Source organism: Pontibacter beigongshangensis (genome assembly GCF_014332515.1).
GTDB classification, from domain to species: Bacteria; Bacteroidota; Bacteroidia; order Cytophagales; family Hymenobacteraceae; genus Pontibacter; species Pontibacter beigongshangensis.
In genome coordinates, this window is record NZ_VFSD01000001.1 from 94,202 (window position 1) to 121,070 (window position 26,869).

Genomic DNA, 26,869 nt, shown 5'->3' on the forward strand with positions numbered 1-26,869 from the left:
TGGACGCTGAAAAAGATAATGCTGTAGCCTCAAGAAACATATGTTACGAGTTGCACGCTCGCACCAGCGTCCTGCAAGCTGCTAATGGCTTCTGATGCTTCTTAAACGGCCTGTTATAGGATGGCCTTACCGGGTAGCATAGCAGCATAAACAAAAAAAGGCGGCTCCCCAGAATGAGAAGCCGCCTTATATGTTAAATTAATTTTTAACTGATGTTACGCACCAGACACGTATAAAGCTTAGAATTTAGTCATGCGCCTATGTCCTCTCTACTAGATTTATACAGCGACTATCTGCTTAGCAGCCAAGGGCAAACAAGCGCCACGGGCCTTTCTGCTCTTCTCGATGGTGCCATTCAACATGACAGCGTCACCCGCTTTTTGAGCGGCCACCATTTCACCTCCCGCGAGCTCTGGCTCCAGGTAAAGCCCCTGGTGCGGGCTCATGAGTCGGAGGATGCCTGCCTCGTCTTCGACGACACCCTTGTCGAGAAAGCCTACATGGACGAGAACGAGCTCATCTGCTGGCACTACGACCACGCCAGGCAGCGCAACGTCAAGGGCATCAACCTGCTGACAGGCTTCTACGTCTCCTCCTCCAAAGAGGGGGCAGAGCCCCTGCGCATCCCCGTCACTTACATGCTCATCCTCAAGACAGTGCTTTCCTGCGAGCTGAAGACGCGCAAGATCAAGCGTCAGTGCCTGCTGACCAAGAACCAGATGATGCAAATGATGATACAGCAGGCTATAGCCAACCAATTAAAGTTCAACTACATCCTGGCCGACACCTGGTTTGCCTCCTCTGACAACATGCGCTTTATCCACAAGTGCAAGAAGCACTTCATCTTTGACCTGAAGGACAACCGCCTGGCGGCCCTGAGCCAGCCGGCGCGGAGCAAAGGCCAGTGGAGCAGGATTGACCAGCTGGATTTGCCCGATAACATGCCGGTACGGGTTTGGCTCAAGGACCTGGACCTACCAGTGCTCCTCATCAAACAGGTCTTTATAAACCAGGACCTCTCCTGCGGCGTGCGATTTCTGGTATCCAACCGGTTGGACTTGTCCGCTGAGGAGTTCGACACGCTCTACAAAAAACGGTGGGGCGTGGAGGAGTACCACAAAAGCATTAAGCAGAATGCCTCCGTGGCAAAGTCTCCGGCAAGGACCGTGCAGACGCAGAGTAACCATGTGTTCGCCTCTATCTTTGCCTACGTCAAACTCGAGAAACTCAAGTTTGCGCACGCGCTTAACCATTTCGCACTTAAAACTAAAATATATCAGGCTGCTCTTAAAGCTGCATTCAAAGAACTTGCTATCCTTAAACTACAAGCTGAGCTTGCGTAACATCAGTTTTTAACTTTTAGCCACCCTCTTTTACGGCGCCCTATGCCAGGAGGTTACAATTTGTTTTGCCAGTTCCGATTTTCCTTTCCAAAAAAGAACTTCTTCAGCAGGAGAGGTGCCGGTGCTCATCTAAATGTTTGCGGGATCTAATCGGGCCAATTCATAAAATAGAGTTTAGCTTGCGGATCTTTTAGGAAACTCTGTTCTGCAAGCAAGTGCCTCTAGGCAGGTTGCGCTAAATCTGGTAGGAAACTCTGTTCTGCAAGCAAGTGCCTCCAGGCAGGTTGCGCTAAATCTGGGGCCTGTGCATAAAAGTGTTTCCCGCATTATGAGACTTTAAGAGCAGAATATAACCTGCGTAATATCAGTAAGTTAGGCCTGAATGGGTGAGGTGACCAAGGAGCAGGAGCATCAATATGCTCTGCTGAAACAAAAAGGCTCCGGAATATATTCCGGAGCCTTGGTAGCGGGGAGCAGAATCGAACTGCCGACCTCAGGGTTATGAATCCTGCGCTCTAACCATCTGAGCTACCCCGCCGTTGTGGATGCAAAAGTAGAAAAAACTTTTAAATAAACGCAACACTTGCCCTCAAAAAAAAATATTTTATTTTTAGTATGTTTAAAGACTGGGAAATTAATACTATACTTACTCAAACACTTACCGAAGGGCCTGTATGAATAATAAGACGACTAAAACTAAATTTGTGTGCGAGTATCCGATAAACGCATCTGCCAAGCTGCTCTATCCTTACCTGAGCACCCCCAGCGGGCTGGCCGAATGGTTCTGCGATGATGTGATCGTGGACGAAAATAAGGTTTTTAACTTTATTTGGGATGGTCGCAGCCATTATGCCGAAATGACGGGCCACCGTACCAACCGCTCGGTGCGCTTCCTGTTCCTCGATGATAAAAAGAAGCACCTGCCCGACCCCTCGTACATCGACTTCTCGATTGAGTCGAGCGAACTGACGCAGGAGCAGTTCCTGAAGATCGTTGACTATTCAGAGGAAGAGGATAAGAAAGAGCTGGAGGAGCAGTGGGAGTACCTGCTGCAAAATCTGCGCGAGACGGTTGGCGGCTAACACGGCTGCCATAAAATGCTTATCTTTGCACGATTTTTGGATACACGGTGTTTAAAAAAACGGCACCGGGCGCCCAACCAAGCCTCAACGCCGTCTTGGCCCCCATGAAGAAACTAGATAAGCTCATTTTACGGTCGTTTATCGGCCCTTTTGTCCTCACCTTTGCCATAGTTGAGTTTATTCTGCTCACGCAGTATATGCTCAAGTACCTCGATGAACTGCTGGGAAAAGACCTGGGCGGGGAGGTTTTTGCGGAGTTGCTCTTTTATTTCAGCCTGAACATGACGCCGGTAGCGCTGCCGCTGGCGGTGCTGCTGTCTTCGCTCATGACGTTTGGCACGCTCGGGGAGCACCATGAGCTGACGGCCATCAAAACCTCGGGCATCGCGCTGCCCCGTATTCTGCGCCCTGTGCTCATTCTGGTGGTTATTATCTCCGTAGGCGCTTTTTACTTCAACAACAAGGTAGTGCCCAAAGCCAACCTCAAAGCCTATAGCCTGCTCTGGGACATCCGCCAGAAAAAACCGACCATGAACTTTAAGGAGGGCGCCTTCTACAACGGTCTGCCAGGCTATAGCATCAAGATCAACAAAAAGCTGGAAGATGGCCAGTCGCTGCGCGACATCATGATCTACGACCACTCCAAGGGCGGCGCCAACACCACCGTGATACTGGCCGACTCCGGTAAAATGTATACCCAGTACAACGACAACTACCTGGTGCTGGAGCTCTTCGATGGCAACACCTATGTAGACCAGGACGACCCCGGCATCCGGAACTCCACGGAGCAGTTTGTGCGGCAGAAGTTCGAGGAGAGCAAAATAGTGTTCAGCCTCTCGTCCTTCAACATGGAGCGTACCCGCGAGGAGTATTTCTCCGACAACAAGATGATGAAGAATATCGGGCAGCTGCAGCAGGTAACAGACTCGCTGCGCCGGCACGGGCAGCGCGAACAGCAATTGTACCCGCCCAACGTGGAGTCTTTTTACGCCTATTTCAAGGCAGATACCGGCAGCACCAAAAACGGCTTTAAACTGCTCGACAAAACCATCGAAAGAGAGCTGCCCACGGAAAACGCAGACCTGTTGGCGGTGGCCACCAATAAGGCCCGCAACATCAAGAGCTTTACCTCTAACTACCTGGAGCGCGTGAGCGGCACCCTGCGCGAAGCCAATAACTATGAGATCGAGATCTGGCGCAAATATACCCAGTCGACCTCCATTTTCATGCTCTTCCTGATCGGGGCGCCCCTGGGAGCCATCATCAAGAAAGGAGGCCTGGGCGTGCCGGTGATCATCTCCATCGTGTTCTTCATCCTGATGTACGTCATGTCCATTCTGGGAGAGAAGTGGGCGCGGGAAGGTCTGATTTCTGTGGGAGCCGGCATGTGGGCCGCCAACCTCATCCTGCTGCCCATCGGGCTGTTCTTCCTGTACCAGGCTCAAAACGACTCCAGCCTGCTAGAAGTAGACTTCTGGCGAAAACTCATGGCCCGCCTCCGCCGCAACAAGCTGGACGTTTAAAGGGAGGTAGAAAGTTAGAAAATTAGTGTTAGAAAGTTGTAGGCAAGAAGAGGAGGCCGGGGCCAAGTGGCAAAAGGTGACATTCTGTAAATTCTGATTCAGACAAGAAAACTTGTTTCCCTAGTAGGCAACAGGAGTACCAGCAGGAGTAAGAAGCTCCGAAAGGCTCAATTCATTAGAATAATTTGCTCTTGAAGAATCCTTTGCATCCTTACATCCTGAAAATCCTTGGGGTAGGGGCCCTATAGAAAGATTCAGACATGAAATCAGACGTGTGCGGGTTTTTAACTTTCTAGCCAATATTACCGCATTTCAATGCGCCAACAATTTTTATTAAAGATAAAATTTTTATATCTTTGCGGCTTATATAGCTATCTGAACCAAGATAAAACCAGTTTGATATTTTTTTATATACAATGAAATTAACTACTGAAGCGAAACAAGAAATTTTTGAAAAGTATAGCCAAAGCAAGTCTAAGGCTGATACGGGCTCTGCAGAAGCACAGATCGCACTCTTTACGACGCGCATCGCTGACCTGACGGAGCACCTTAAAATACATAAGAAAGACTTCGGCACACGCCTGGGCCTTCTGAAACTGGTAGGTAAAAGAAGAAGACTTCTTAACTACCTGATCAAAAATGATATTACCCGATACAGAGCCATCATCGCAGAGCTTAATATCAGAAAATAAGCTTTTTTATATTAGGGAATTCATAACAGGATTCCCTAATCTTTTTACCTGAGTAAAGCTGTCAGTATAAATTCAGTTATTCAGAAGGGGAAAAAGGATGCATATGCTTTTCTGAGGGCTCTGAAAGCATATCTTTATATATCCCTGATGTTTACTCCTGATTTTTACTTTGGCGAAGCTCCTCACGCTTGTCTTGTCTTTTAGTTTGCGGCTAAGCTGGCCCAGCCCCGGACCAACTGAAGCCTGAAAGCCAGGTCGGGCTATTGTACCCTCCTTCCTTCCTCCTTGCCAGTACCGACAGCGGCCACAATGGGTAGCCCTGTCTTTTTTGATGCTTAAAACGATACAAGAAGATGTCACAGAACGCGATTACGAAAACCATTTCTCTCCCTGATGGCAGGGAGATCACCATTGAAACTGGTAAATTAGCCAAACAAGCCGACGGATCTGTAGTAGTAAGAATGGGTAACACCATGCTGCTCGCTGCCGTTGTTTCCAACAAAGAAGCCCGCGAAGGGGTAGACTTTATGCCACTGTCGGTGGATTATCAGGAAAAATTTGCCTCCTCCGGTAAAATTCCAGGAGGTTTCCTGAAAAGAGAAGCCAGACTGTCTGACTACGAAGTATTGATTTCTCGCCTGGTAGACCGCGTGCTGCGCCCGCTGTTCCCGGAAGACTACCATGCAGAAACCCAAGTAACCATAAACATGATCTCCGCCGATAAGGAGGTGTTGCCTGATGCGCTTGCTGCGCTGGCAGCATCGGCAGCCCTGGCGGTTTCCGATATTCCTTTCAACGGACCAATCTCCGAAGTGCGGGTAGCCCGCATCGACGGACAATTAGTAATTAACCCATTGGCCTCAGACCTGCTGCGCGCCGATATAGACATGATCGTAGGCGCTTCTTACGATAGCGTATCGATGGTAGAAGGGGAGATGAACGAGGTGTCGGAAGAAGAGATGCTGGAAGCGATTGCTTTTGCTCACGAAGCCATCAAAGTACAGTGCCGTGCGCAGCTGGAGCTTTCTGAAATGGTGGGCAAACTGGAGAAGCGTACGTACTCGCATGAGACACACGACGAAGTGCTCCGTCAGAAAGTATATGACGCCACCTATTCCAAGGCTTACCTGGTAGCTAAAAAAGGCAATGCCAACAAGGCGGAGCGCAAAGAAGGCTTTGCCGCCGTGCTGGCTGAGTTTGTGGAATCGTTAGGCCCTGACCATGAGTTTGACCTGAACCTGATCAAGACCTACTACCACGATGTGGAGAAGGAGGCGGTTCGCAACATGATCCTGAACGACCGCACCAGGTTAGACGGACGCCAACTGAACGAAATTCGCCCTATCTGGTCTGAAGTAAATTACCTGCCTGCCACACACGGTTCTGCTGTGTTTACGCGTGGTGAAACACAGTCGCTTACTACGGTAACTTTAGGTACCAAGCTCGATGAGCAGATGATCGACAGCGCCATGACTTCCGGCTACAACAAGTTTTTGCTGCACTACAACTTCCCGGCATTCTCTACCGGTGAGGTGAAGCCCAACAGAGGCCCTGGCCGTCGTGAGATCGGACATGGTAACCTGGCGCTTCGTGCCCTTAAAAAAGTACTTCCGGCTGAGGGAGACAATCCTTACACGATCCGTATCGTTTCTGATATCCTGGAGTCTAACGGTTCTTCTTCTATGGCAACCGTTTGCGCGGGCAGCCTGGCCCTGATGGATGCCGGTGTACCAATCAAGAATGCTGTTTCAGGTATCGCCATGGGCCTTATCACAGATGAGAAAACAGGCAAGTTTGCTGTTCTTTCTGACATCCTGGGAGATGAGGACCACTTGGGAGACATGGACTTTAAGGTAACTGGTACGAAGAATGGTATCACAGCCTGCCAGATGGACATTAAAGTGAAAGGCTTGTCGCACGAAGTTATGACCCAAGCCCTGGCCCAGGCAAGAGAAGGCCGTGCGCACATCCTGAACGAAATGAACAAAACCCTTGCTGCGCCGAACCCGGATTACAAGCCGCATACCCCACGCTCGTTCAACATCGTGATCGATAAAGAGTTTATCGGAGCCGTGATCGGGCCAGGCGGTAAAGTGATTCAGCAGATCCAGAAAGATACTGGCGCCACCATCATTATCGAAGAGAAAAATGAGAAGGGCCATGTAAACATCTTCGCCAGCAACCAGACGGCCATGGACGATGCCATATCCAAAATAAAGGGTATTGTAGCCCAGCCTGAGATTGGTGACATGTACATCGGGAAAGTGAAGTCTATTCAGCCTTATGGCGCCTTTGTAGAGTTCATGCCGGGTAAAGACGGTTTGCTGCACATCTCTGAGATCAAGCACGAACGCCTGGAAACCATGGACGGTGTGCTGGAGATAGGCGAGGAAGTGAAAGTAAAGCTGATCGATATCGACAAAAAGACGGGCAAGTTTAAGCTTTCCCGCAAAGCGGCACTGCCAAAGACTGAAACGCCAAACCAAGGCTAATCAAGCCTTTAGTGAAACAAATGATGCCCTCCTGTGCTTCAGCAGGTGTGGCATCATGCGTTTTTAAGTAGCTAACGGCTGTTCGGACCTTTGATTTTATATTATTATATAAGAACTTTGCGCGATTTTCTGGTGTTACCACTGCGAGCCCGTATTACAAATTATTAAATTTATTCTTCTAATATACAAATCTGATGAGACAACTCAAGATAAGCAAACAGATCACAAACCGCGAAAGCCAGTCGCTTGACAAGTACCTACAGGAGATTGGCAAAGTCGATTTGCTTACTCCGGATGAAGAGGTGTCGTTAGCGCAGAGGATCAAGGAGGGAGATCAGTTTGCACTTGAGAAACTGACGAAAGCTAACTTGCGCTTTGTGGTGTCAGTTGCCAAGCAGTACCAGAACCAGGGCCTCTCGCTGGGCGACCTGATCAATGAAGGAAACCTTGGCCTGATCAAAGCCGCCAAGCGCTTTGACGAGACGAGAGGTTTTAAATTCATTTCGTACGCTGTTTGGTGGATTCGTCAGTCTATTTTACAGGCATTGGCAGAGCAGTCGCGTATTGTGCGCCTTCCCCTGAACCGTGTAGGATCTCTTAACAAGATTTCCAAGTCTTTCTCAGAGCTGGAGCAGAAATTTGAGCGCGAGCCGTCTCCTGAGGAGATTGCCGAAGTGCTCGAACTGACCACCGCTGAGGTTGTGGACACACTCAAGATTTCCGGCCGCCATGTGTCGGTGGATGCTCCCTTTGTACAGGGCGAGGAAAACAGGCTGCTCGACGTGCTGGAAAACGAAGACGAAGAATCGCCGGACACGGGCCTGATGAACGACTCGCTCCGCAAGGAGGTGCAGCGTGCCCTCTCAACCCTTACCAAGCGGGAGGCCGATGTGATTACCCTGTACTTCGGACTGAACGGCGAACACTCGCTGACGCTGGAGGAGATAGGAGAGAAGTTTAACCTGACTCGTGAGCGCGTACGCCAAATCAAAGAGAAGGCCATCCGCAGACTCCGCCACACATCCAGAAGCAAAGCCTTGAAGCCATATTTAGGCTAATTGCACGCCTACATGATTAAAGCCCTGGCCAACACCAGGGCTTTCTTGTTTTAGCGCCTGCCGTGCCGATGGCTCTGCTTTTTGAGAGCCTGATGCAGGCGAACGCAGATAAATTTTGTATACTTGCACCCAAATTGCAAATTGCACCCGATCAGAATGGAAATTGAAAAAGTAAAGTGCTTAATTATAGGTTCCGGCCCGGCCGGATACACCGCCGCCATCTATGCCTCCAGAGCCGGATTAAACCCGGTGCTGTACCAGGGGCTGCAGCCAGGTGGTCAGCTTACCATCACCAACGACGTAGAGAACTACCCGGGTTACCCGGATGGCATCAACGGCCCGCAGATGATGGAGGACTTTAAGCGCCAGGCTGAGCGTTTCGGCACCGATGTACGCTATGGCATTGCCACAGCCGTAGATTTCTCTTCGCAGCCGCACAAAGTCACTATCGACGACCAAAAGGTTATCGAGGCGCATACTGTGATTATCTCTACCGGAGCCTCTGCCAAATGGCTGGGCCTGGAGTCGGAAGCCCGGCTGAACGGCAGTGGCGTGTCTGCCTGCGCCGTGTGCGACGGTTTCTTTTACAGAGGGCAGGAGGTAGCGATCGTGGGAGCCGGCGACACGGCAGCAGAGGAGGCCACGTACTTGGCCAACCTGTGCAAGAAGGTGTACATGATCATCCGCCGCGACGAGATGCGTGCCTCCACCATTATGCAGGAGCGCGTGAAGAAAACGGCAAACATCGAGATTATCTGGAATTCGGTAACTGAAGAAATTGTGGGGCAGCATGCTGTGGAAGCCATGCGCATCCGCAACGTGTTAACCGACGAGGTGACGGAGATTCCGGTTTCCGGGTTTTTTGTGGCCATCGGGCACCAGCCGAACTCTGCTATTTTTGCCGACTACCTCAACCTGGACGAGAACGGTTACATCCGCACAATTCCGGGCACCTCTAAAACAAACATAGACGGCGTTTTTGCCTGTGGCGATGTGCAGGACTTTACTTACCGGCAGGCCGTAACGGCGGCTGGTTCCGGCTGTATGGCGGCCCTGGATGCCGAGCGCTACCTGGCCGCCAGCGATCTGCACTAAGCACGGCAAAGGTGGAAGAGCCTGGTAAAGTCCGGAGATAGAAAAGAGTTAAATGCCTCCTGAGGGCCCTTTTCATTCAGATAATCAGGAGCGCCTACTGATCATTCATGAGGTGCCCTGCAACAAACGGACTTGCTTTGCAGACTGCTGACCTGAACGGAAGCTAACGGGTTAAACTAGCGGCGGCAGGAATTATTTGAATGAAAAGGGCCCTCTGAAGCTGATCAGGGCAGCAGCTACCGATGCCGGTAAGATTCTAATGTAGGGCATATAGTTGCCTGATAACCGGAGATTGCCTAGTTACGGCAGCTTTTAGGACTCAACCCATAACAATAAAAGTGCCTCTAAAGCAGTTTAAAGATGCAAGTGGCCACGAAAGGCTGCTGTACTGCCAAATCGAACGCAAATGTTTAAAATTAAGCTTACCTTTTATGTTGTATTATTTTTGCTTTGTGGTGCTGGGGGAGCCTCTGCCCAGAACAACAAGGTAAAAGACCTGTTTAAGGTCAAAACACCTAAAATACAATATGTAAGGCCCGATACCACGATCCTGATCGAGTACGAGGAATTCCCTGACGAGAGCTCAGATGCGGGAAAATCTATCCATTTCAACCCCAAAAAGGAGCTCTCTATCGTAAGCGAAGACACGTCGGAACTGGACCTGGGGGAGCAGCATATTGTAGAGGTTTCAGAAGAAGTCCTCATCGACTCCTCCTGGATCAAAATTGCCAGTTACTACGCCATCTGGGACACGCACAACATCAACCCTTACCGCATGGATGGCCGTCAGCTAAAAGATACAGTCGATATTACCTTGTATGACCCACGTGCGAAGCGCGATTATAGAATGCCGTTGGAGAAAACGCTGGTTACCAGTCATTTCGGACACCGTGGCTCACGCTGGCATTATGGCACAGATATTAACCTGAACACCGGCGACTCCATTTTTGCAGCCTTCGACGGCGTGGTGCGCATCAATAGATGGGATGGCGGAGGCTATGGCAACTATATTGTGTTGCGTCACTACAATGGCCTGGAAACCCTGTATGGCCATATGAGCAAGGCCATTGCCCAGCCGGGGCAGTTCGTGAAAGCAGGAGAACTGATCGGCCTGGGCGGCAGCACTGGCCGCAGCACAGGCCCGCACTTGCACTACGAGGTGCGCTACCAGGGCAATCCCCTCGATCCGGAGTTGATGTACGAGTTTCCGGCCTACCTGATCAAAGACCAGAACTTCCAGATCACGGCCGCCCTTTTTAACTATTATAATAAATCCAGAAGCTCATCGGCTTCGGCTGGCCGCAAAACAACCTACCATACCATCAGGAGGGGCGATACCCTGTCAGGCATTGCCAAACGGTATGGCGTGCCAGTTAATCAGCTAACCCGCCTGAATGGTATTTCTACCCGCACTACCCTTAAACTGGGGAAAAAGCTGAGAATTAGATAAAGGGTTGGGTTGTTGAATGGCTAAATTGTTGAATGGTAAAACTGTTGAACAAGTACTTTAACTTTTCTAACTTTCCAACTCACTCACGCATCATACATGAGCATCACGAAATTAGACATACTGGCTTTTGCCTCCCATCCTGACGATATAGAGTTGGGATGCTCCGGAACCATTATCGCCCATATTGCTGCCGGGAAGAAGGTAGGGATAGTTGACCTGACCAGGGGAGAGCTCGGCACCCGCGGCACGCCGGAAGTAAGGGCGGCAGAAGCAGAAGCCGCCACGAAAGTGATGGGCGTGACGGTGCGCGAAAACCTGGGTTTTGCGGACGCCTTCTTTCAGAACGACAAGGAGCATCAGCTGCGGGTAGTGCAGAAAATACGCCAGTACCAACCCGAAATCGTGCTCATGAACGCCGTGCACGACCGTCACCCGGATCATGGGAAAGGATCTTCACTGGTTTCAGACGCCTGTTTTATGGCGGGGCTGAAGATGATAAGCACACTCGGGCCGGAAGGGGAGCAGCAGCAGGCCTGGCGCCCGAAAGTGGTCTACCATTTCATACAGGATCGTCTGATCATACCAGACATTATTGTGGACGTGACACCGTACTGGGAGCAGAAAATGGAGTCTATCCGGGCTTTTAGGTCTCAGTTCTACAATCCCGATGATACATCTCCCAATACCTACATTTCTTCGCCGGAGTTCCTCAGGTTCATCGAGGCAAGGGCCTTGGAGTTTGGCCACTCTATAGGCGTTACCTACGGCGAAGGCTTTACCAAGGAGCGGCATATCGGGGTAAGAAATTTGTTTGATCTGCTATAGATGAGAGATACTATGGTAGCTAAAAAGGCCCTGCGGTTTGTCTGCAGGGCCTTTTTATTTTCATGTTGAAAAACCAGGATATGACAAAACTGTGCTTTAGCAGTAGAAACCGGAGCAATACTAATCCGGGGAGCTTTTAAACCAATTATTCAAATCAAAAAGGCCCTCCGTAGGCTATTTCTGCTGCTAAAGGCACTTCAGCTTATCCTGCAGGACTACACCTGATGAAATCCTCTCGTTTGGAGACGAGCGGTAGGAAAATACGTGCGTAAGTCAATAATCTAGTCAGTTCAAGAAGGAGAAAGAGCCTGGTTTTCCGAATTATTCTAATCAAAAAGGCCCTCCGTAGGCTATTTCAGTCTTAGCTGCTACCCTTAAAAAGCCTGCAGGAGAATTTCTAAACTATCGGAAACCCCACAATGTCGTCAGGAGCGGGGAGCGGCTTGCGGCAGGAGTCATTCCTGATTTTTAATCTGGCGCAGCCTCATCTACCTCAGCCTGTTCTTCCGCCAGTTAGAAACTGAAGCGGTTGCTATTGGCTCAGCTGCCGCGCCAGATGGCCGGGCCCGGGTCTGGAGCATGGCTGCCAGCGCAGCAGCAATCTCGTCGGCGCCCGTGTCCTCGGCTGGCTGCAGCGATTCCGGTGTAAAGTAGCGCTCTATAAATTTGGTGTCGAACTTGCCCGAAACAAATGCCTCATGCTGCAGCACAAACTTTCCGAAGGGGAGCGTGGTTTGGATGCCCGTTATTTCATACTCATCGATGGCGCGCAGCATTTTTTCGATGGCTTCTTTTCGGTCTTTGCCAAAAGTTACGAGCTTGGCGATCATGGGGTCGTAATAGATCGGTATTTCCATGCCCTGCTCAAATCCGTCGTCTACACGCACGCCTAAACCCTGTGGGCGCTTGTAGGTCTGCAGCCGGCCAATGTCAGGCAGGAAGTTATTGGCCGGGTCTTCGGCATAAACCCGCAGCTCCAGTGCGTGGCCATTTATTTGCAGCTGTTCCTGGCTGAAAGGCAGGGTTTTGCCTTCTGCTATATGAATCTGTTCTTTTACCAGGTCCAGGCCCGTGATCTGTTCCGATACCGGGTGCTCCACCTGCAGGCGGGTGTTCATCTCCAGAAAGTAAAAGTTCATGTGCTCGTCGAGCAGGAACTCTACCGTGCCGGCTCCCACATAATCGCAGGCTTTGGCCACGCTTACGGCGCAGCGGCCCATCTCCTCGCGCAGGGCAGGAGTGAGCACGGCGGAGGGCGCTTCTTCTATTACTTTCTGGTGCCGGCGCTGGATGGAGCATTCCCGTTCAAACAGGTGCACAATATTGCCATGCGTATCTCCCAGCACCTGAATTTCGATGTGTCGGGGCGACCCGATGTATTTCTCTATGAAAACGGAGCCGTCGCCAAAGGCGGAGGTGGCCTCGCTGATGGCCATCTTCATCTGCTCCTCAAACAGGTCCACGCTTTCTACCACCCGCATACCTTTGCCGCCACCACCGGCACTGGCCTTGATCAGGATCGGGAACCCTACCTGCCGGGCAATCTTTTTGGCTTCTTCCACATCCGAAATGGCTTCTTCGGTGCCGGGCACCATGGGGATGTGGTATTTGGCCACGGCCGCCTTGGCGGCCAGTTTGCTGCCCATCAGCTCGATGGCCTCGGGCGAAGGGCCGATAAAAATAAAGCCGGCCTCCTGCACCTGCCGTGCAAAAACTGCATTTTCTGATAAGAAGCCATAGCCCGGGTGGATGGCATCTACCTGCAGCTGGCGGCAGACATCCAGGATCACATCGCCACGCAGGTACGACTCGCTCGATTTGGGTCCGCCTACGCACACCGCCTCATCGGCGTAGCGCACGTGCAGGGCGTTCCGGTCTGCCTCGCTGTAAATGGCCACCGTGCGGATACCCATTTCCTTTGCCGATCGCATCACGCGCAAAGCGATTTCGCCACGGTTTGCCACCAACAGCTTTTTTATCTTTTTCATGCAGGAACTCTGGTTTTTCTTTTCCAAAGAAAAGGGAATGTTTTTAAACTAAAAAACAACTTTTTAAAATGCTATATATCATATTTTGATTAAATTGTAAATCATGGTATAAAAGCGTAAATTTGCACCGCTGGATTTTATAGTAAAAATAGAAGAGTACTATAGAAGGCATATTTTATAATCTGAAATTATCTGGATAACTAAATCATTACACAAGGTGGATTTATTTGAAAAGTTGTTGACCAACAGAGGTCCGTTAGGCAGCCACTCACATTATGCGCATGGCTATTTCACATTTCCGAAGCTGGAGGGAGAGATTGCCCCACGCATGAAGTTCAGGGGAAAAGATGTGTTGACCTGGAGTCTGAACAATTACCTGGGCCTGGCGAACCATCCGGAAGTACGGAAAGCAGACGCCGAGGCGGCAGCAGAGTGGGGTATGGCAACACCGATGGGTGCCCGGATCATGTCTGGCAACACCAACCTGCACGAGAAACTGGAGGCAGAACTGGCGGATTTTGTAAGGAAGCCAGATGCCATGCTGCTCAATTTTGGTTACCAGGGTGTAATTTCAATTATTGATGCCTTAGTAGACCGGCACGATGTGATCGTGTATGATGCCGAGTCGCATGCCTGTATTATAGATGGTGTGCGCCTGCACCAAGGCAAGCGCTTTGTGTATGCCCACAACGACATGGACAACCTGAAAAAGCAGCTGGAGCGTGCCACACGCTGGACGGAGAACACAGGCGGTGCTATTCTGGTGATTACAGAAGGTGTTTTTGGCATGTCGGGTAACCTGGGCAGGCTGAAAGAGATCGTAGCCATGAAAGAACAGTTCAACTTCAGGCTGTTTATTGATGATGCGCACGGTTTTGGTACCATGGGTGCCACGGGTGCCGGTGCAGGCGAAGAGCTTGGCGTGCAGGATGGCATTGATATCTACTTCTCTACATTTGCCAAGTCTATGGCCAGCATCGGAGCTTTTGTTGCCTCTAACGAGCAGGTGGTAGAATACCTGCGCTATAACATGCGCTCCCAGATCTTTGCCAAGTCGCTCCCGATGCCGCTGGTGGTAGGTGCCCTGAAGCGCCTGGAGCTGCTGCGCACGCAGCCTGAGCTCAAAGCCAGACTGTGGGAAGTGGTGAACGCGCTGCAATCCGGTCTGCGCGAAAAAGGCTTTAACATCGGTACCACGGAGTCGCCGGTTACGCCTGTTTTCCTGAACGGCCAGATTCCGGATGCCACCCAGCTTACGCTGGACCTGCGTGAGAACTACAGCATTTTCTGCTCCATAGTAGTGTACCCGGTAGTGCCGAAAGATGTGATCATGCTGCGCCTGATCCCGACTGCCAGCCACACCCTGGAGGACGTAAAAGAGACAATCGCCGCCTTCGAGAAAATTGCATCTAAATTGGACAAGGGTCTTTACTCAAAGTCTACAGTTACCGCCTAGGTAGCCAAAATCGCATATATTAAAAATTCGTAATTTTTGCTTGTTATCATTTAATTAGTATATTGGAGCGATAAAACAAAATGTTTAACTCAAACTAAAAGCTCACATGAATAACAACTTCAGCAAACTGAAAGACTTGGTAATGTCTCTGGAATCGGACTTCGAGAAGTTTTACGACAAGAATAATGCGGCTGCCGGTACACGTGTACGTAAAGGCATGCAGGATCTGAAAAACCTGGCACAGGACATTCGTAAAGAGGTGCAGGACATGAAGAACTCATCTGAGGCTAAATAAGCAGCAGATCAATTTAATACACAACAAAAAAGGTGCCTCGAAAGAGTCACCTTTTTTGTTGTAATACACTGTAAATCAGTTATATTACAGAAATGAGGAAATAGTTTTTCTTCCCTTTCTGCACCACCAGGTATTTCTGCTGCAGCAGATCGAATGCTATCGGCTCGTCCGGGCCCTGCACCTTCTGGCGGTTAATGCTCACGCCACCGTTCTTGATCATCTTCTTGGCCTCACCCTTAGAGCCGAACACCTGCCCGCCAGTTACCTCAGAGAGCAAATCGCTCACGGTAGGCACCTGGTTGTAGGTGGCACGGTCGATCTGCACCTGGGGCACCCCCTCGAACACCGACAGCAAAACATCCTCCCGGAGGCCCTGAAGCGTCTCCAGATCTCCTTTTCCAAATAAAATTTCAGAGGCATCTACGGCCGCGCGGTACTCTTCTTCGGAGTGTACCCGAATAGTAACATCCTTAGCCAGGGCTTTTTGTAATACACGCAGGTGCGGTGCCTGCTTATGCTCCTCCGTAATGGCTTCGATTTCCTCTTTTGGCAGGAGCGTGTACACCTTTATCAGCTTCTCGGCCTCCTCGTCAGAGAGGTTGAGCCAAAACTGGTAGAACTTGTACGGCGAGGTCATGTTGGGGTCGAGCCACACGTTGCCGCCCTCCGATTTGCCAAACTTGGTGCCGTCTGATTTAGTAACCAGTTTGCCCACCAGCGCAAAGGCTTTGCCGCCATCCATGCGCCGGATAAGCTCGGTGCCGGAGGTGATGTTTCCCCACTGATCGGAGGCGCCCATCTGCAGGCGCACGTTTTTGTGCTTGTAGAGATGGTAGAAGTCGTAGCCCTGGATGAGCTGGTAGGAGAACTCGGTAAAGGAGAGGCCTTCGGTGCGGTCGCCCTCTTCGTCGGCTGTGATGCGCTTCTTTACAGAGTCTTTTGCCATCATATAGTTCACGGTTAGGTGCTTGCCCACCTCACGCAGGAAACCCAGGAAGCTGAACTCCTTAAACCAGTCGTAGTTGTTTACTATTTCAGCAGAGTTCTCGCCACTATCAAAGTTCAGAAACTTCTCGAGTTGCCGTTTTATGCCTTCCTGGTTGGCGCGCAGCGTGTCTTCGGAAAGCAGGTTGCGCTCCGCCGATTTGCCGGACGGGTCGCCGATCATACCGGTGGCACCACCCACCAGAGCCACCGGCTTATGGCCGGCGCGCTGCAACTGCACCAGGAGCATGATCGTGGCCAGGTTGCCGATGTGCAACGACTCGGCAGTTGGGTCAAAACCGATATAACCCGTAGTCATGCCGGAGGCCAGCTGTTCTTCTGTGCCCGGCATGAAATCGTGGAGCATGCCTCTCCATCTTAATTCTTCAATCAGATTCATGTAGCCTGTGTCATCTATTTGAGAGCAAAGATAAAAAAGAGTTGGGAGTTTGGCGTTTAAAATACAGAATCAGCTATTTAATGTGCTAATGGTTTAATGTGCTGATGTGCTAATTAGGGCAATTGCTGAATTGTTAAATAGCTAAATGGTTTAATGGTTGATCTGGAGATGGGAAGATTCTGAAAATTGAGGATGAAACTATCTTTGCTGGGAAGCTATTGCAACGGTTTGTATTGAAAAAACCGAAGTTTATAGTCCTGGCGCTGGTGCGAGCTTGTAGCTCGTATCCTTCTTTCACTTTCATCAATGGTTACCACAGGCCAGGCCGGAAGTACCTGATATGAAAAATTTGAATTACCATTATGAAGCTGAGTGCATTCAGTTATATCCCGTCAGATAAAAGCCAGATCAGCAGCATCAGCAGATGGAGTAAGCTCTGGAGGGCTTTTTTGATTAGAATAATTTGTGAATACAGCCTGTTTCTTCTGCTCCATCTGCCCTGACAATACTTACTCTGATGCACTTAGTACGAGTTACAAGCTCGCACCAGCGCAGGGGCTATTGACCAGGCTGTTGGAGTATTTCCGAAATAAAAGTATTTAAGGATAGTGAAAAATGGCTCTATAGCTGTAATCAGAGCAGATTTACCATAATTTCTAATTTTGAATTTTTAATTTGACAAAGCCCCTCACGCCTCTTTTCTTAACTTCTTTCTCCGGAGCCATTTTTCCAGCTCCACAATAAAATACATGACCACACCCGCTGCCAGTATCCGGAGCCAGCTCATGAGCGGGATAGGGGCGGTTCCGAAAAGTGAGTTCATGAGCGGCACATAAATGAAGGCCAGCTGCAGGAGCAGCATAGCACCGATACCGTAAAAGATCCAGGGGTTGGAGAAAAAGCCTGACGGAAAGAAGGGGTACCTGAGGGAGCGGCAGTTGAAGAGGTAAAACGACTGCAGTACAATAAATACGGTACTGGCGGCTGCCCTGGCCTGATCCAGCGAGGCGCCCGCCTCATCGAGTTCGTAATGAAAGAGGCCATACGTGGCGATGAGCAGGAGGGAGCCAACCAGCAGCGTCCGGAAGATCAGGCTTTTGGTGAGAATGGGTTTGTCGTGCTTGCGGGGTGGGCGCTCCATTATTCCTTTCTCCTGTGGCTCAAACGAGAGCGCGAGCCCTAACAGAATGGCAGTGGTCATGTTTATCCAGAGAATCTGCACGGGAGTGATCGGCAGCACCGTGCCGGCAATCACGGCCGTTAAAATAACCAGCCCCTCGCTCAGGTTGGTAGGGATAGTCCAGACAATAAATTTGGTGAGGTTGTCGAACACGTTCCGGCCTTCTTCCACGGCTTTTTCTATGGAGGTGAAGTTGTCGTTCGTGAGTACCATGTCGGAGGCGTCCTTGGCTACATCGGTGCCGGTAATGCCCATGGCAATGCCGATATTGGCCTGCTTCAGGGCTGGAGCGTCGTTTACGCCGTCGCCGGTCATGGCCACAATGTGGTTTCTGGACTGCAGGGCCTTTACCAGCCGCAGCTTCTGGTCGGGCGACACCCGGGCGAAAACTGCCGTGTTCTCAGCTACATCCGTAATGTCAGCATCGCTTACTTTTGCCAGTTCCCGGCCTGTCATGGCCACAAGCCTGCCGTTTTCCTCTCTTCCTTTTAAACCGATCTGAGCGGCAATGGTGGAGGCCGTGAGCGCGTGGTCGCCGGTTATCATTTTAACGGTAATTCCAGCCCGCTGGCACATGGCCACGGCATGCTTCACTGCTTCGCGGGGAGGGTCGATCATGCCCTGCAGCCCCAGGAAGGTGAGGCCATGCGCCACATCATCATGCGACACATCTGTTTTGTCCGTATCCAAACAGGCAAAGGCCAGAACCCGCAGCCCTTCTGAAGCCAGCTCATCCGAAATTTCCTGGATGTCATTTTTTCTGAATTCCACTTCCTGCCCCTCCGCATCGAGCAGGGTGCCGCACCTTTCGGCAATCGCCTCCAGCGATCCCTTTACATATACCTTGTTATTGCCGTTGCTGGCATGGAGGGTGGCCATATATTTATACTCTGATTCAAAAGGGATCGTGTCGAGGCGTTTAAACTCCTGCTCTAACTTCCCCTTCTCAAATCCTGCTTTATGGGCCGACACCAGCAGGGCGCCTTCTGTAGGGTCTCCTTCCACAGTAGTCTGCCCGTTTTTCATTTTTAAAACCGAATCGTTGCAGAGTAGCCCGTTTAGCAGGAGCTCCCGCAGCGTTGGGTGCTCCTCCAGGTTCACCTCCTGGTCGTGCTGCCTGATTTCGCCCTCAGGTTCGTAGCCTTGCCCGCCCACCTCGTAGGTTTGTCCGCCAGCCATGATCCTTTTAACCGTCATCTGGTTTTCCGTGAGGGTGCCGGTTTTGTCGGAACAGATCACGGTGGTGCTGCCCAGGGTCTCAACAGCGGTAAGTTTGCGGATAATGGCTTTTTTGGCTGCCATTTTAGAAACGCCCAGCGATAGAATGATGGTAATGGCGGCTGGTAAACCTTCCGGTATGGCACCTACTGCCAGAGCGACAGCTGCCATAAAGATCTCGGTAAACTCCTGCCCCCGCACCAGACCGATCGCAATGCAGAGGGCTGACAGGCCCAGGATGGCGTACAGCAGAATCTGGCTGAAATGAGAGATTTGTTTGGTCAGGGGAGTTTCCAGGTCCACGGCGCTGGAGATAGACTCCGATATCTTGCCTACTTCGGTGGTATCGCCGGTGGCGATGACCACCCCTTTGCCAGTGCCAAAGGTAACGCTGGTGGTGGCATAAGCCAGGCTTACTCTGTCGCCGAGCACGGTGTCTGCCTCTACGGCTGCCTGGCTTTTCTCTGTCGCTACCGACTCTCCAGTCAGTGCCGACTCATCTACCTTCAGGCTCTTGACCTCCACCAACCGAAGATCTGCCGGCACCCTGTCGCCGGACTTCAGCAGCACGACATCGCCGGGCACCAGCTCTTCAGCGTCAATTTTCAGCTTTCTGCCGTTCCGCACCAGCTGCGTCTCCGTTTTCAGTTCCTTCGACAGTGCATTGATGGCTTGTTTGGCTTTGGATTCCTGCACATAGCCCACAATGGCATTGATAATGACCACCGCGAAAATAACGGAAGAATCGATGTACTCCCGCAGAAATAAGGTGATAAAGGCGGCGGCCAGCAGGATGTAGATAAGCGGCTGATGAAACTGCAGCAGAAACAACATTAAATCAGACTGCTCCTTTTTCTGGGTAAACAAGTTGCGGCCAAACTTTTCCAGGCGGTTTTTCGCTTCTTCCTCCGTCAGGCCCAGTTCGGCGTCTGTTTCAAGTTGCGCGATCACATCCTGTTGCGCCAGGGAGTGCCAGTCTTTTTGAGGTAGTTCCTGCATACTTTTATAATTGGGAATTGGAGAGCGGTTGGTTTATAGTTGGTACAAGATACTCGATCTTTTCAAAAGACAATGCTCCTTGGTTTAATCTTTAAAGCCTTCCGCTGGCATGGTCCGAAACGGATGCTTCAGATGTGGCATTACGGCAGATCAGCAGGAAAGTTAATGAGTTGGATGGTGGCCGCAGCACATCTGTTATCTCCGGCAGGCAGGGTGCAGCGGCGGCAGAAAGGGCTCCGGAGGGGCGTTTTGATTAGAATAATTTATTTAGTGTGCCACTAGATCAGCGTGCCGATGTGCTGATTTTTCAATGGTTAGTTGCTGATGGTTTACCAGGTAATAGCAAGATAAGTAATTTTGCAAAGGCAAAGCCCAGACAGATACCATATACCCAATAAACCAGTCCCCTTAGCTACTATTGCTTAACTTAAAACTTTAATGTACGGTTCTTTTTATCGGCAGGTCCATCAGGTTCTGCCGATAATTTAGAATTCGAAATTAATCCGGAAGCCTTACCTTTACAGGGTTTTTGGGCCAACTACTGGCACATACTTTGAGATGGCGGAACAGGTAGAACAGCCGGCCATTTTTACCACAACCAACAGCACCCGATATGTCTCAAACTCCCGAAGGTATTCTTGAACAGCTGAAGAAGCGGCAGTTTGCCCCAGTGTATTTCCTGCAGGGCGAAGAGCCGTTTTACATAGACCTTATAGCTGACTACATAGAGGCCAACGCCCTGCAGGAGCATGAGAAGGGGTTTAACCAGGTACTGATCTATGGCAAAGATGCCGATGTGGCCACCGTTCTGCTGCAGGCCAAGCGCTTCCCGATGATGGCGGAGCGGCAGGTAGTGATCGTGAAGGAGGCGCAGTCGATACCCGATATAGAGCGGGAGGAGGGGATAAAGCAGTTGGAGGCTTACCTGCAGAACCCGCTGCCCAGCACGATACTGGTGTTCTGCTACAAGCACAAGACCCTGGACGGGCGCAAATCGCTGGCTAAATTGGTGGGTAAGCATACCGTACTGCTCACCACCAAAAAACTCTATGAGAACCAGGTGCCGACCTGGATTACGGGCTACCTAAAGGAGAAAGGCCTGCAGATATCCCAAAAGGCAGTGCTGCTGCTGAGCGAGTATATTGGTGCCGACCTGTCGCGGCTGGCCAACGAGATCGACAAACTCCTGCTGAACCTGAAGCCGGGCCAGACCATAGACGAACGGGTGGTGCAGGAGAATGTGGGCATCAGCAAGGAGTACAATATTTTTGAATTGCAGACCGCTCTCATTGGGCAGGATGCCCTGAAAGTGCATCGCATCATTGGCTATTTTGAGTCTAACCCGAAGAACAACCCGCTGATTCCCAACCTGTCGCTTTTGTTCTCTTTCTTTACCAAACTGCTGGTGCTGCACATGAACAAAGACAAGTCGGAGGCTGCCGTTAAGAAAAGCCTGGGCAACCGGAGCTTCCTGGCCAAAGAGTATATACATGCCCTGCGGGTGTTTCCGGCGCAGCGCACCATCGATATAATCCATTTTATAAGAGTTTCAGACCTGCAGGTAAAGGGCATTTCGGGAGGCAACATGTCGGATGCCGAGATCCTGCGCGAGCTGGTCTTCAAGATCATGCATCCGGTGCCACGTGCGCTGGCCTATTAGAGAACCAGCGGCAGATAGCTCCGGAGGGCCTTTTTCATTAGAATAATCGGATGCCCAGGCATGGTGGGGGCAGTAAAGGCAAATGTTTCTCCCTATTTCAAGGAAAGAAAAAGACAGGGCTGCACAATATACAGGCAGTAAAAGCCATTGAAGGTAAGAGCGTGGCCTCCGAAATATTTTCTGAAAACCTTTGCCGGCAGCAGGCGCAGAAAAGGCTGGCGCTAAGCTTTTTTTATTAACTTTGATTTTGGTTGGCAACACCAAAAGAATAACCACAGGATCATCTTTTCGTCCAGAAATTGGGCAAAATAAGAACATATGAAGATAGCTTACAAAGTAGCGCTTGCATCGGTAATGGCTGGCGGGGCACACTTGGCGGAAGCGCAGCATACACAGGTTTTTACCTCAGAAGAAAAATACTTCCATGAGGGCACGGAGCTTTTCGACCGCGCCAAATATGGCTCGGCCCAGGAGGCGTTCCAGAAGTATATTACCCTGATCGGAGACGATGCCAAAACGGCTGATGCGCAGTATTACTATGCGCTGAGCGGCCTGTACCTGTTGCACCCCGATGCGGAGCAGCAGATCCTGGCTTTTACGGCAAAATACCCGGCTCACCCTAAAACGGCGCTGGCCAACTACGAACTGGGCCTTTATTATTTCGAGAACAAGGATTTTAAAAAGGCCGTTGATTTTCTGGTATTGTCGCCCACGCATTTGCTTAGCATTAAGCAGAATAAGGAGCTGGAGTTTAAGCTGGGCTACTCATACTTCGCCACCAAGGATTTCGACAACGCCAAGATCTATTTCGACAAGAACAAGACCACCGGCTTCCGCGAAGACGAGCACCGCTTTGCCTATGCCTCTAACTATTATGCCGGCTACATCGCCTACCGCAACGGCGACTACGCAGCTGCCAAAACCGACCTGAAGATTGCCGAAAAGAACGAAGCCTACCAACAGATCGTGCCCTATATGGTGACCGAGATCCTGTACAAGGAGAACGATATTTATGAGGTGATCCGGTATGGCGAAGCTTCGCTGGCCGCCACTCCAAAGCCGGCGCAGGCCGATGAGATCGCGTTGCTGGTGGGAGACGCCTATTACCAGAAAGCGGATTATGCCACTGCCGCCACCTACTTTACCCAATATGCCCAGGGCAAGCGCTCCCTCGACGAGGTAGTGCAGTACAAAATCGCTTTCACCGATTATAAGAACGATAACTTTAAGAATGCCATTGCCAACTTCAAGGACATTGCCCTGAAGAAATCGGCGCTAGGGCAGAGTGCGGCCTATTACCTGGGTCTCAGCTACCTGCGCGAAAACAACAAGCAGTTTGCCCTCACCGCCTTTGACCAGGCACGCAAAAACAACTTCGATAAAAGCGTAACCGAGGCTGCCACCGTAAAATATGCGCAGGTAAACTACGAGCTGGGCAACTTCAGGGAGGTGATCAACTCCTTAACCAACTTCACAAACGATTACCCGGACTCTGACCAGGGCGCAGATGCTGACAACCTGCTGAGCGAGGCCTACTTCAACTCCAACAATTACCCGGAGGCCATCCGGCACATCGAGAGCCTGCCGAAAAAGAGCTGGCGCATTTTGCAGACGTACCAGCGGGTAACATACTTCCATGCCGTGAACCTGTTCAACGACGCCAAGTTCCCGCAGGCAGTCACCATGCTCGACAAGTCGCTGGAGTACCCCTACGACAAGGAAGTGACGGCTGCCAGCCATTTCCTGAAAGGAGAGGCCTATTCTATCGGCCAGCGCTACGAAGATGCCATTAACAGCTACGGAGCCGTTTTTCGCAACGCTCCTTCCACCACATCTGAATACTATATAAAGTCCAGGTACGGTGCGGGCTATGCCTACTACAATACCAAACAATACGACCGGGCACTGACGCACTTCAGAGCTTACCTGGATGCTATTCAGCCAAGCAACGTAAACTACCACGACGCCACGCTGCGCTTGGCCGACTGTTATTATGTCGATAAAAAATACAGCGAGGCGCTGGGCCTGTACGAGCGCGTAATTGCCTCCAACTCCCCTGATCGTGACTATGCACATTTTCAGAAAGGCCTAGTACTTAGCATAACCGGCAACAAGGATCAGGCCAAGCAGAATCTGCAGACAGTGCAGGCTCAGTTCCCAGGCTCGCGTTATGCCGATGCCGCCGAGTACCAGCGCGCCCTGATCGATTTTGAGTCGGGCAGCTACCAGCCGGCCATTACCGGCTTTACCAGCCTGATTCAGAACCGGCCGGACAGCAAACTGGTGCCGAACGCCCTGCAGAAACGCGGCATTGCCTACACCAACGTGCAGCGCTACAACGATGCCATCGTGGACTTTAAGCGGGTACTGGATGATTTCCCTACCTCGCCGGTTGCCAGCAGCGCCCTATACAGCCTGCAGGACGCACTGGCGACCCAGGACCGCAGCGAGGAGTTTGACGGCTACCTGGCCCGCTATAAAACCTCCAACCCCGAAAGCGGTGCCTTGGAGAGCATTGAATATGAAGCAGCTAAAACACTTTATTTCAGCGAAAAATATGCCCAGGCTATCCCTAAATTTGAGGCCTACATTTCTGCATATCCGAGAAGTCCGTTTGTGAGCGACTCCCGTTACTTCCTGGCCGACTCTTACCTGCGCCAGAAGAACAGAGAGGAGGGCATGCGCCGCATGAAGCAGGTAATTGCCGAAAACAAGTCGGAGTACGTGAACCGGGCTATCCTGAAAGTAGCGGAACTTGAATTTGAGGCGAAAAACTATCCGGAAGCCATTAAATACTATGGCAGATTACGCGATGTGGCTACCAACCGTAACGAGCAGGCTAATGCCCTGACCGGCCTGATGATGAGCTACTACCTGACAAAAGATTATGCCGGCTCCAAGCGCATCGCCAATGACCTGATCAGCCAGGGCAATGCAGCCTTGAATGCCCGCAATACCGCTTTGCTGTACAGAGGCAAATCTACTTACGCCATGGGCAATATGGACCAGGCCCTGACAGAGTTCCGTGAGGCGGTAAAAGCCGCTTCTGATGTTAACGGTGCGGAGGCCCAGTACCTGGTGGCTGAAATTCTGTACAAGCAGAAAAAACATAAGGAATCGATCGATGCTGCTTTCGAATTCAACAACAAATACTCGAACTACGACTACTGGCTCGGTAAATCCTTCCTAATCATTGCCGACAACTATATTGCTCAGAACGAGACCTTCCAGGCCCGGGCTACGCTAGAGTCTATTATCGCGGGTTCGCCTGTAGAGGAAGTGGTGGCAGAAGCCAAACAGAAGCTGGCTAAATTGAGTCCGGCAGGCACCGACACCAGCTCCAGTCCTGGCGCTGGCACTGGTTCAGGCGATACCATTCAGATTCAGCCATAGTGAGTAATAGTAAGTATTAGCAGACGAGAGAATTAGCAACATGAAAAATAAATTAAGATTAGCCTCACTTGCCATTGTTTTTAGTGTCGGTTATAGTTTCATGAATAACGTGCAGGCACAAGGCGGCGGCACAGGTTGGGGCGAAGGCGCCAAACTGGAAGATGCCCAGGTGGTAGTGGAGAAGGACCGTGTGATTGAACTGCCCCGCGCTGCCCGCAACTTCGAGAAGTTCCGGATAGACCCGCCGGAGCCTCAGGAACGGAACGTACGTTACCGCTTTAACGATTACCGCCTGCCATCGCAGGATATTAATCTGCAGATGAAGGTGCTGACCATTAAGCAGGATGAGCTGACAAAACTGTACGGCAATTACCTGAAAGCTGGTATTGGCAACTATGGCACGCTCTACCTGAAAGGCTATTTCCATAACAAGCGCAGCACCGAAGGAGCTTATGGGGCAGAGGTAAGCCATGTGGCCTCTTCCCGCGGGCCCGTAGACCGTGCTAATTCCGGTGTGGCTAATTCCAGCATCAGTGCCCATGGCGAGCGTTACCTGCAGGGCCTTACGGTTGGCGGCAGAGCGGGCTACGGTCGCGATCAATATTACTTCTATGGCTATGAACCATCACTTGAAACGGTGATAGATAAAGATTCTATCAAACAAGTATTTAACCGTTTTAACGCGGAAGCCTTCCTGCACAATAAAAACGCAGGTGCCCCCTTTGTATTCAATGCCGGTATAAAGTTCAACCACCTGAACGACCGGTACAATATGACTGAATCAAACTTTGCTGCCAACCTGAATGGAGAGTATGCCATAGACGATGTTTCCGGCTTTAAGGTAGATGCGGTGGTGTCTTTCCTCTCGCATAGCGACTCTGTCGCTATCAGGAGGCAATTTTTTAAGCTGAACCCTACCTATGAGCGTAAATTGGGTGTGCTTACAGTTGGATTGGGAGCCAACCTGGCTTTTACCGGCGATACGGTGAACAATGCCCGCAGCATGAACATCTACCCGATGGTGCGACTGGGCGTGGAGCCGATAGAAGGCAAACTGAAAATTTATAGTGGTTTCGGAGGCGACCTGGAGCGGACAACCATGTATCAGCTTACCCAGGAGAACCCTTTCCTGGCTCAAAATGTACTGGTAGCCGATGTCAATAAAACGCTGGAACTATATGGAGGCCTCTCGGCCAACATTGCCAACTATGTGCACATCACGGGGCGGGTGTCTTACCAGAACCTGCGGAACCTGTACTTCTTCAACAACTCCCGAACTGATTCTACCAAGTTTGAGCTAGTGTATGACAACGGCGTCACAAATGTTTTAAATTTATATGCCGAGGCCGTTTTTAATTATTCTGATGAGGTGCGCGTAGGATTAAAGGCTGATTATAACAACTATAGGACCGAAACCTTAGAGCATCCGTTCCACCGCCCGGAGCTGATGGCGAGCGTTTTTGCCACCTATAACTTCTACGATAAGATTCTCTTTAATTCAGAACTTTATTATATTGGTAGCTCGTTTGGCCGCATCTATCGACCAGACGGAACTTCGGTACTCCGTGAAACGGATACAATCGTAGACCTGAACCTGAAGGCCGATTATAAATTCTCCAGCAGGTTTACGGCCTTCGTGATGGCCAACAATATTCTTGGCCAGAAATACGAGCGTTTTGTGAATTACCAGAACAAAAGCGTTAACTTAATTGGCGGTATAACTTATTCATTCTAAA

Annotated in this window: 16 protein-coding genes, 1 tRNA gene and 1 pseudogene; 14 read left to right on the plus strand and 4 right to left on the minus strand. The window is 50.7% G+C overall.

What is annotated here, in order from left to right:
• Positions 1-257 precede the first annotated feature (257 nt).
• Positions 258-1,343: pseudogene (locus FJM74_RS00350) on the plus strand (IS701 family transposase); the annotation flags it as partial.
• A 461-nt stretch (positions 1,344-1,804) separates the two neighbouring features.
• On the opposite strand, the gene FJM74_RS00355 reads toward FJM74_RS00350, so the two are convergent.
• Positions 1,805-1,881, minus strand: a tRNA-Met gene (locus FJM74_RS00355).
• A 136-nt stretch (positions 1,882-2,017) separates the two neighbouring features.
• Here FJM74_RS00355 and FJM74_RS00360 point away from each other — a divergent pair.
• The 8 genes from FJM74_RS00360 (at position 2,018) to bshB1 (ending at position 11,560) form a co-directional block, all read left to right on the plus strand.
• Complete coding sequence (locus FJM74_RS00360) at positions 2,018-2,425, plus strand: START-like domain-containing protein (protein ID WP_187260576.1); 408 nt, start codon at positions 2,018-2,020, stop codon at positions 2,423-2,425.
• 104 nt (positions 2,426-2,529) lie between these two features.
• The gene (locus FJM74_RS00365) at positions 2,530-3,948 is read left to right on the plus strand and encodes an LptF/LptG family permease (protein ID WP_187260577.1); all 1,419 of its coding nucleotides are present in this window, start codon (positions 2,530-2,532) and stop codon (positions 3,946-3,948) included.
• Between the two features lie 416 nt (positions 3,949-4,364).
• Positions 4,365-4,640 carry a 30S ribosomal protein S15 gene (gene rpsO, locus FJM74_RS00370; protein WP_187260578.1) on the plus strand — a complete coding sequence of 92 codons (276 nt, stop codon included), beginning with the start codon at positions 4,365-4,367 and terminating at the stop codon, positions 4,638-4,640.
• Positions 4,641-4,993: 353 nt separating this feature from the next.
• Positions 4,994-7,132: a polyribonucleotide nucleotidyltransferase gene (gene pnp / locus FJM74_RS00375; RefSeq protein WP_187260579.1), complete on the plus strand. Its 2,139-nt coding sequence runs from the start codon at positions 4,994-4,996 to the stop codon at positions 7,130-7,132.
• A gap of 194 nt (positions 7,133-7,326) precedes the next feature.
• On the plus strand, positions 7,327-8,190 hold the full coding sequence (locus tag FJM74_RS00380; RefSeq protein ID WP_007656436.1) for a sigma-70 family RNA polymerase sigma factor: 864 nt from the start codon (positions 7,327-7,329) through the stop codon (positions 8,188-8,190).
• A 156-nt stretch (positions 8,191-8,346) separates the two neighbouring features.
• Positions 8,347-9,285 (plus strand): thioredoxin-disulfide reductase, encoded by a 939-nt coding sequence (gene trxB / locus FJM74_RS00385; RefSeq protein ID WP_187260580.1) that lies wholly within the window; start codon positions 8,347-8,349, stop codon positions 9,283-9,285.
• A 406-nt stretch (positions 9,286-9,691) separates the two neighbouring features.
• Positions 9,692-10,735, plus strand: a complete 1,044-nt coding sequence (locus FJM74_RS00390) for a M23 family metallopeptidase (RefSeq protein ID WP_187260581.1) — start codon at positions 9,692-9,694, stop codon at positions 10,733-10,735.
• Positions 10,736-10,831: 96 nt separating this feature from the next.
• Positions 10,832-11,560 carry a bacillithiol biosynthesis deacetylase BshB1 gene (gene bshB1 / locus FJM74_RS00395; protein ID WP_187260582.1) on the plus strand — a complete coding sequence of 243 codons (729 nt, stop codon included), beginning with the start codon at positions 10,832-10,834 and terminating at the stop codon, positions 11,558-11,560.
• Positions 11,561-12,048: 488 nt separating this feature from the next.
• Here bshB1 and accC read toward each other — a convergent pair whose 3' ends face one another.
• Entirely contained in the window at positions 12,049-13,548 is a 1,500-nt protein-coding gene (gene accC, locus FJM74_RS00400) for an acetyl-CoA carboxylase biotin carboxylase subunit (RefSeq protein ID WP_187260583.1), read from the minus strand.
• Positions 13,549-13,765: 217 nt separating this feature from the next.
• On the opposite strand from accC, the gene FJM74_RS00405 reads away from it, so the two are divergent.
• Both FJM74_RS00405 and FJM74_RS00410 read left to right on the plus strand, forming a co-directional pair.
• Complete coding sequence (locus FJM74_RS00405) at positions 13,766-15,004, plus strand: aminotransferase class I/II-fold pyridoxal phosphate-dependent enzyme (protein WP_187260584.1); 1,239 nt, start codon at positions 13,766-13,768, stop codon at positions 15,002-15,004.
• A gap of 106 nt (positions 15,005-15,110) precedes the next feature.
• Positions 15,111-15,299, plus strand: a complete 189-nt coding sequence (locus FJM74_RS00410) for a histone H1 (RefSeq protein ID WP_147923659.1) — start codon at positions 15,111-15,113, stop codon at positions 15,297-15,299.
• 79 nt (positions 15,300-15,378) lie between these two features.
• On the opposite strand, the gene tyrS is transcribed toward FJM74_RS00410, so the two are convergent.
• Positions 15,379-16,683: a tyrosine--tRNA ligase gene (gene tyrS, locus FJM74_RS00415; RefSeq protein ID WP_187260585.1), complete on the minus strand. Its 1,305-nt coding sequence runs from the start codon at positions 16,681-16,683 to the stop codon at positions 15,379-15,381.
• Positions 16,684-17,371: 688 nt separating this feature from the next.
• Positions 17,372-20,080, minus strand: coding sequence for a cation-translocating P-type ATPase (locus tag FJM74_RS00420; protein ID WP_187260586.1), 2,709 nt, complete (start codon positions 20,078-20,080; stop codon positions 17,372-17,374).
• A gap of 613 nt (positions 20,081-20,693) precedes the next feature.
• On the opposite strand from FJM74_RS00420, the gene holA reads away from it, so the two are divergent.
• The 3 genes from holA (at position 20,694) to FJM74_RS00435 (ending at position 26,868) form a co-directional block, all read left to right on the plus strand.
• Positions 20,694-21,740, plus strand: a complete 1,047-nt coding sequence (holA, locus tag FJM74_RS00425; RefSeq protein WP_187260587.1) for a DNA polymerase III subunit delta — start codon at positions 20,694-20,696, stop codon at positions 21,738-21,740.
• A gap of 318 nt (positions 21,741-22,058) precedes the next feature.
• Entirely contained in the window at positions 22,059-25,133 is a 3,075-nt protein-coding gene (locus tag FJM74_RS00430) for a tetratricopeptide repeat protein (RefSeq protein WP_187260588.1), read from the plus strand.
• 40 nt (positions 25,134-25,173) lie between these two features.
• The gene (locus tag FJM74_RS00435) at positions 25,174-26,868 is read left to right on the plus strand and encodes a TonB-dependent receptor (protein WP_187260589.1); all 1,695 of its coding nucleotides are present in this window, start codon (positions 25,174-25,176) and stop codon (positions 26,866-26,868) included.
• Position 26,869: the final 1 nt, after the last annotated feature.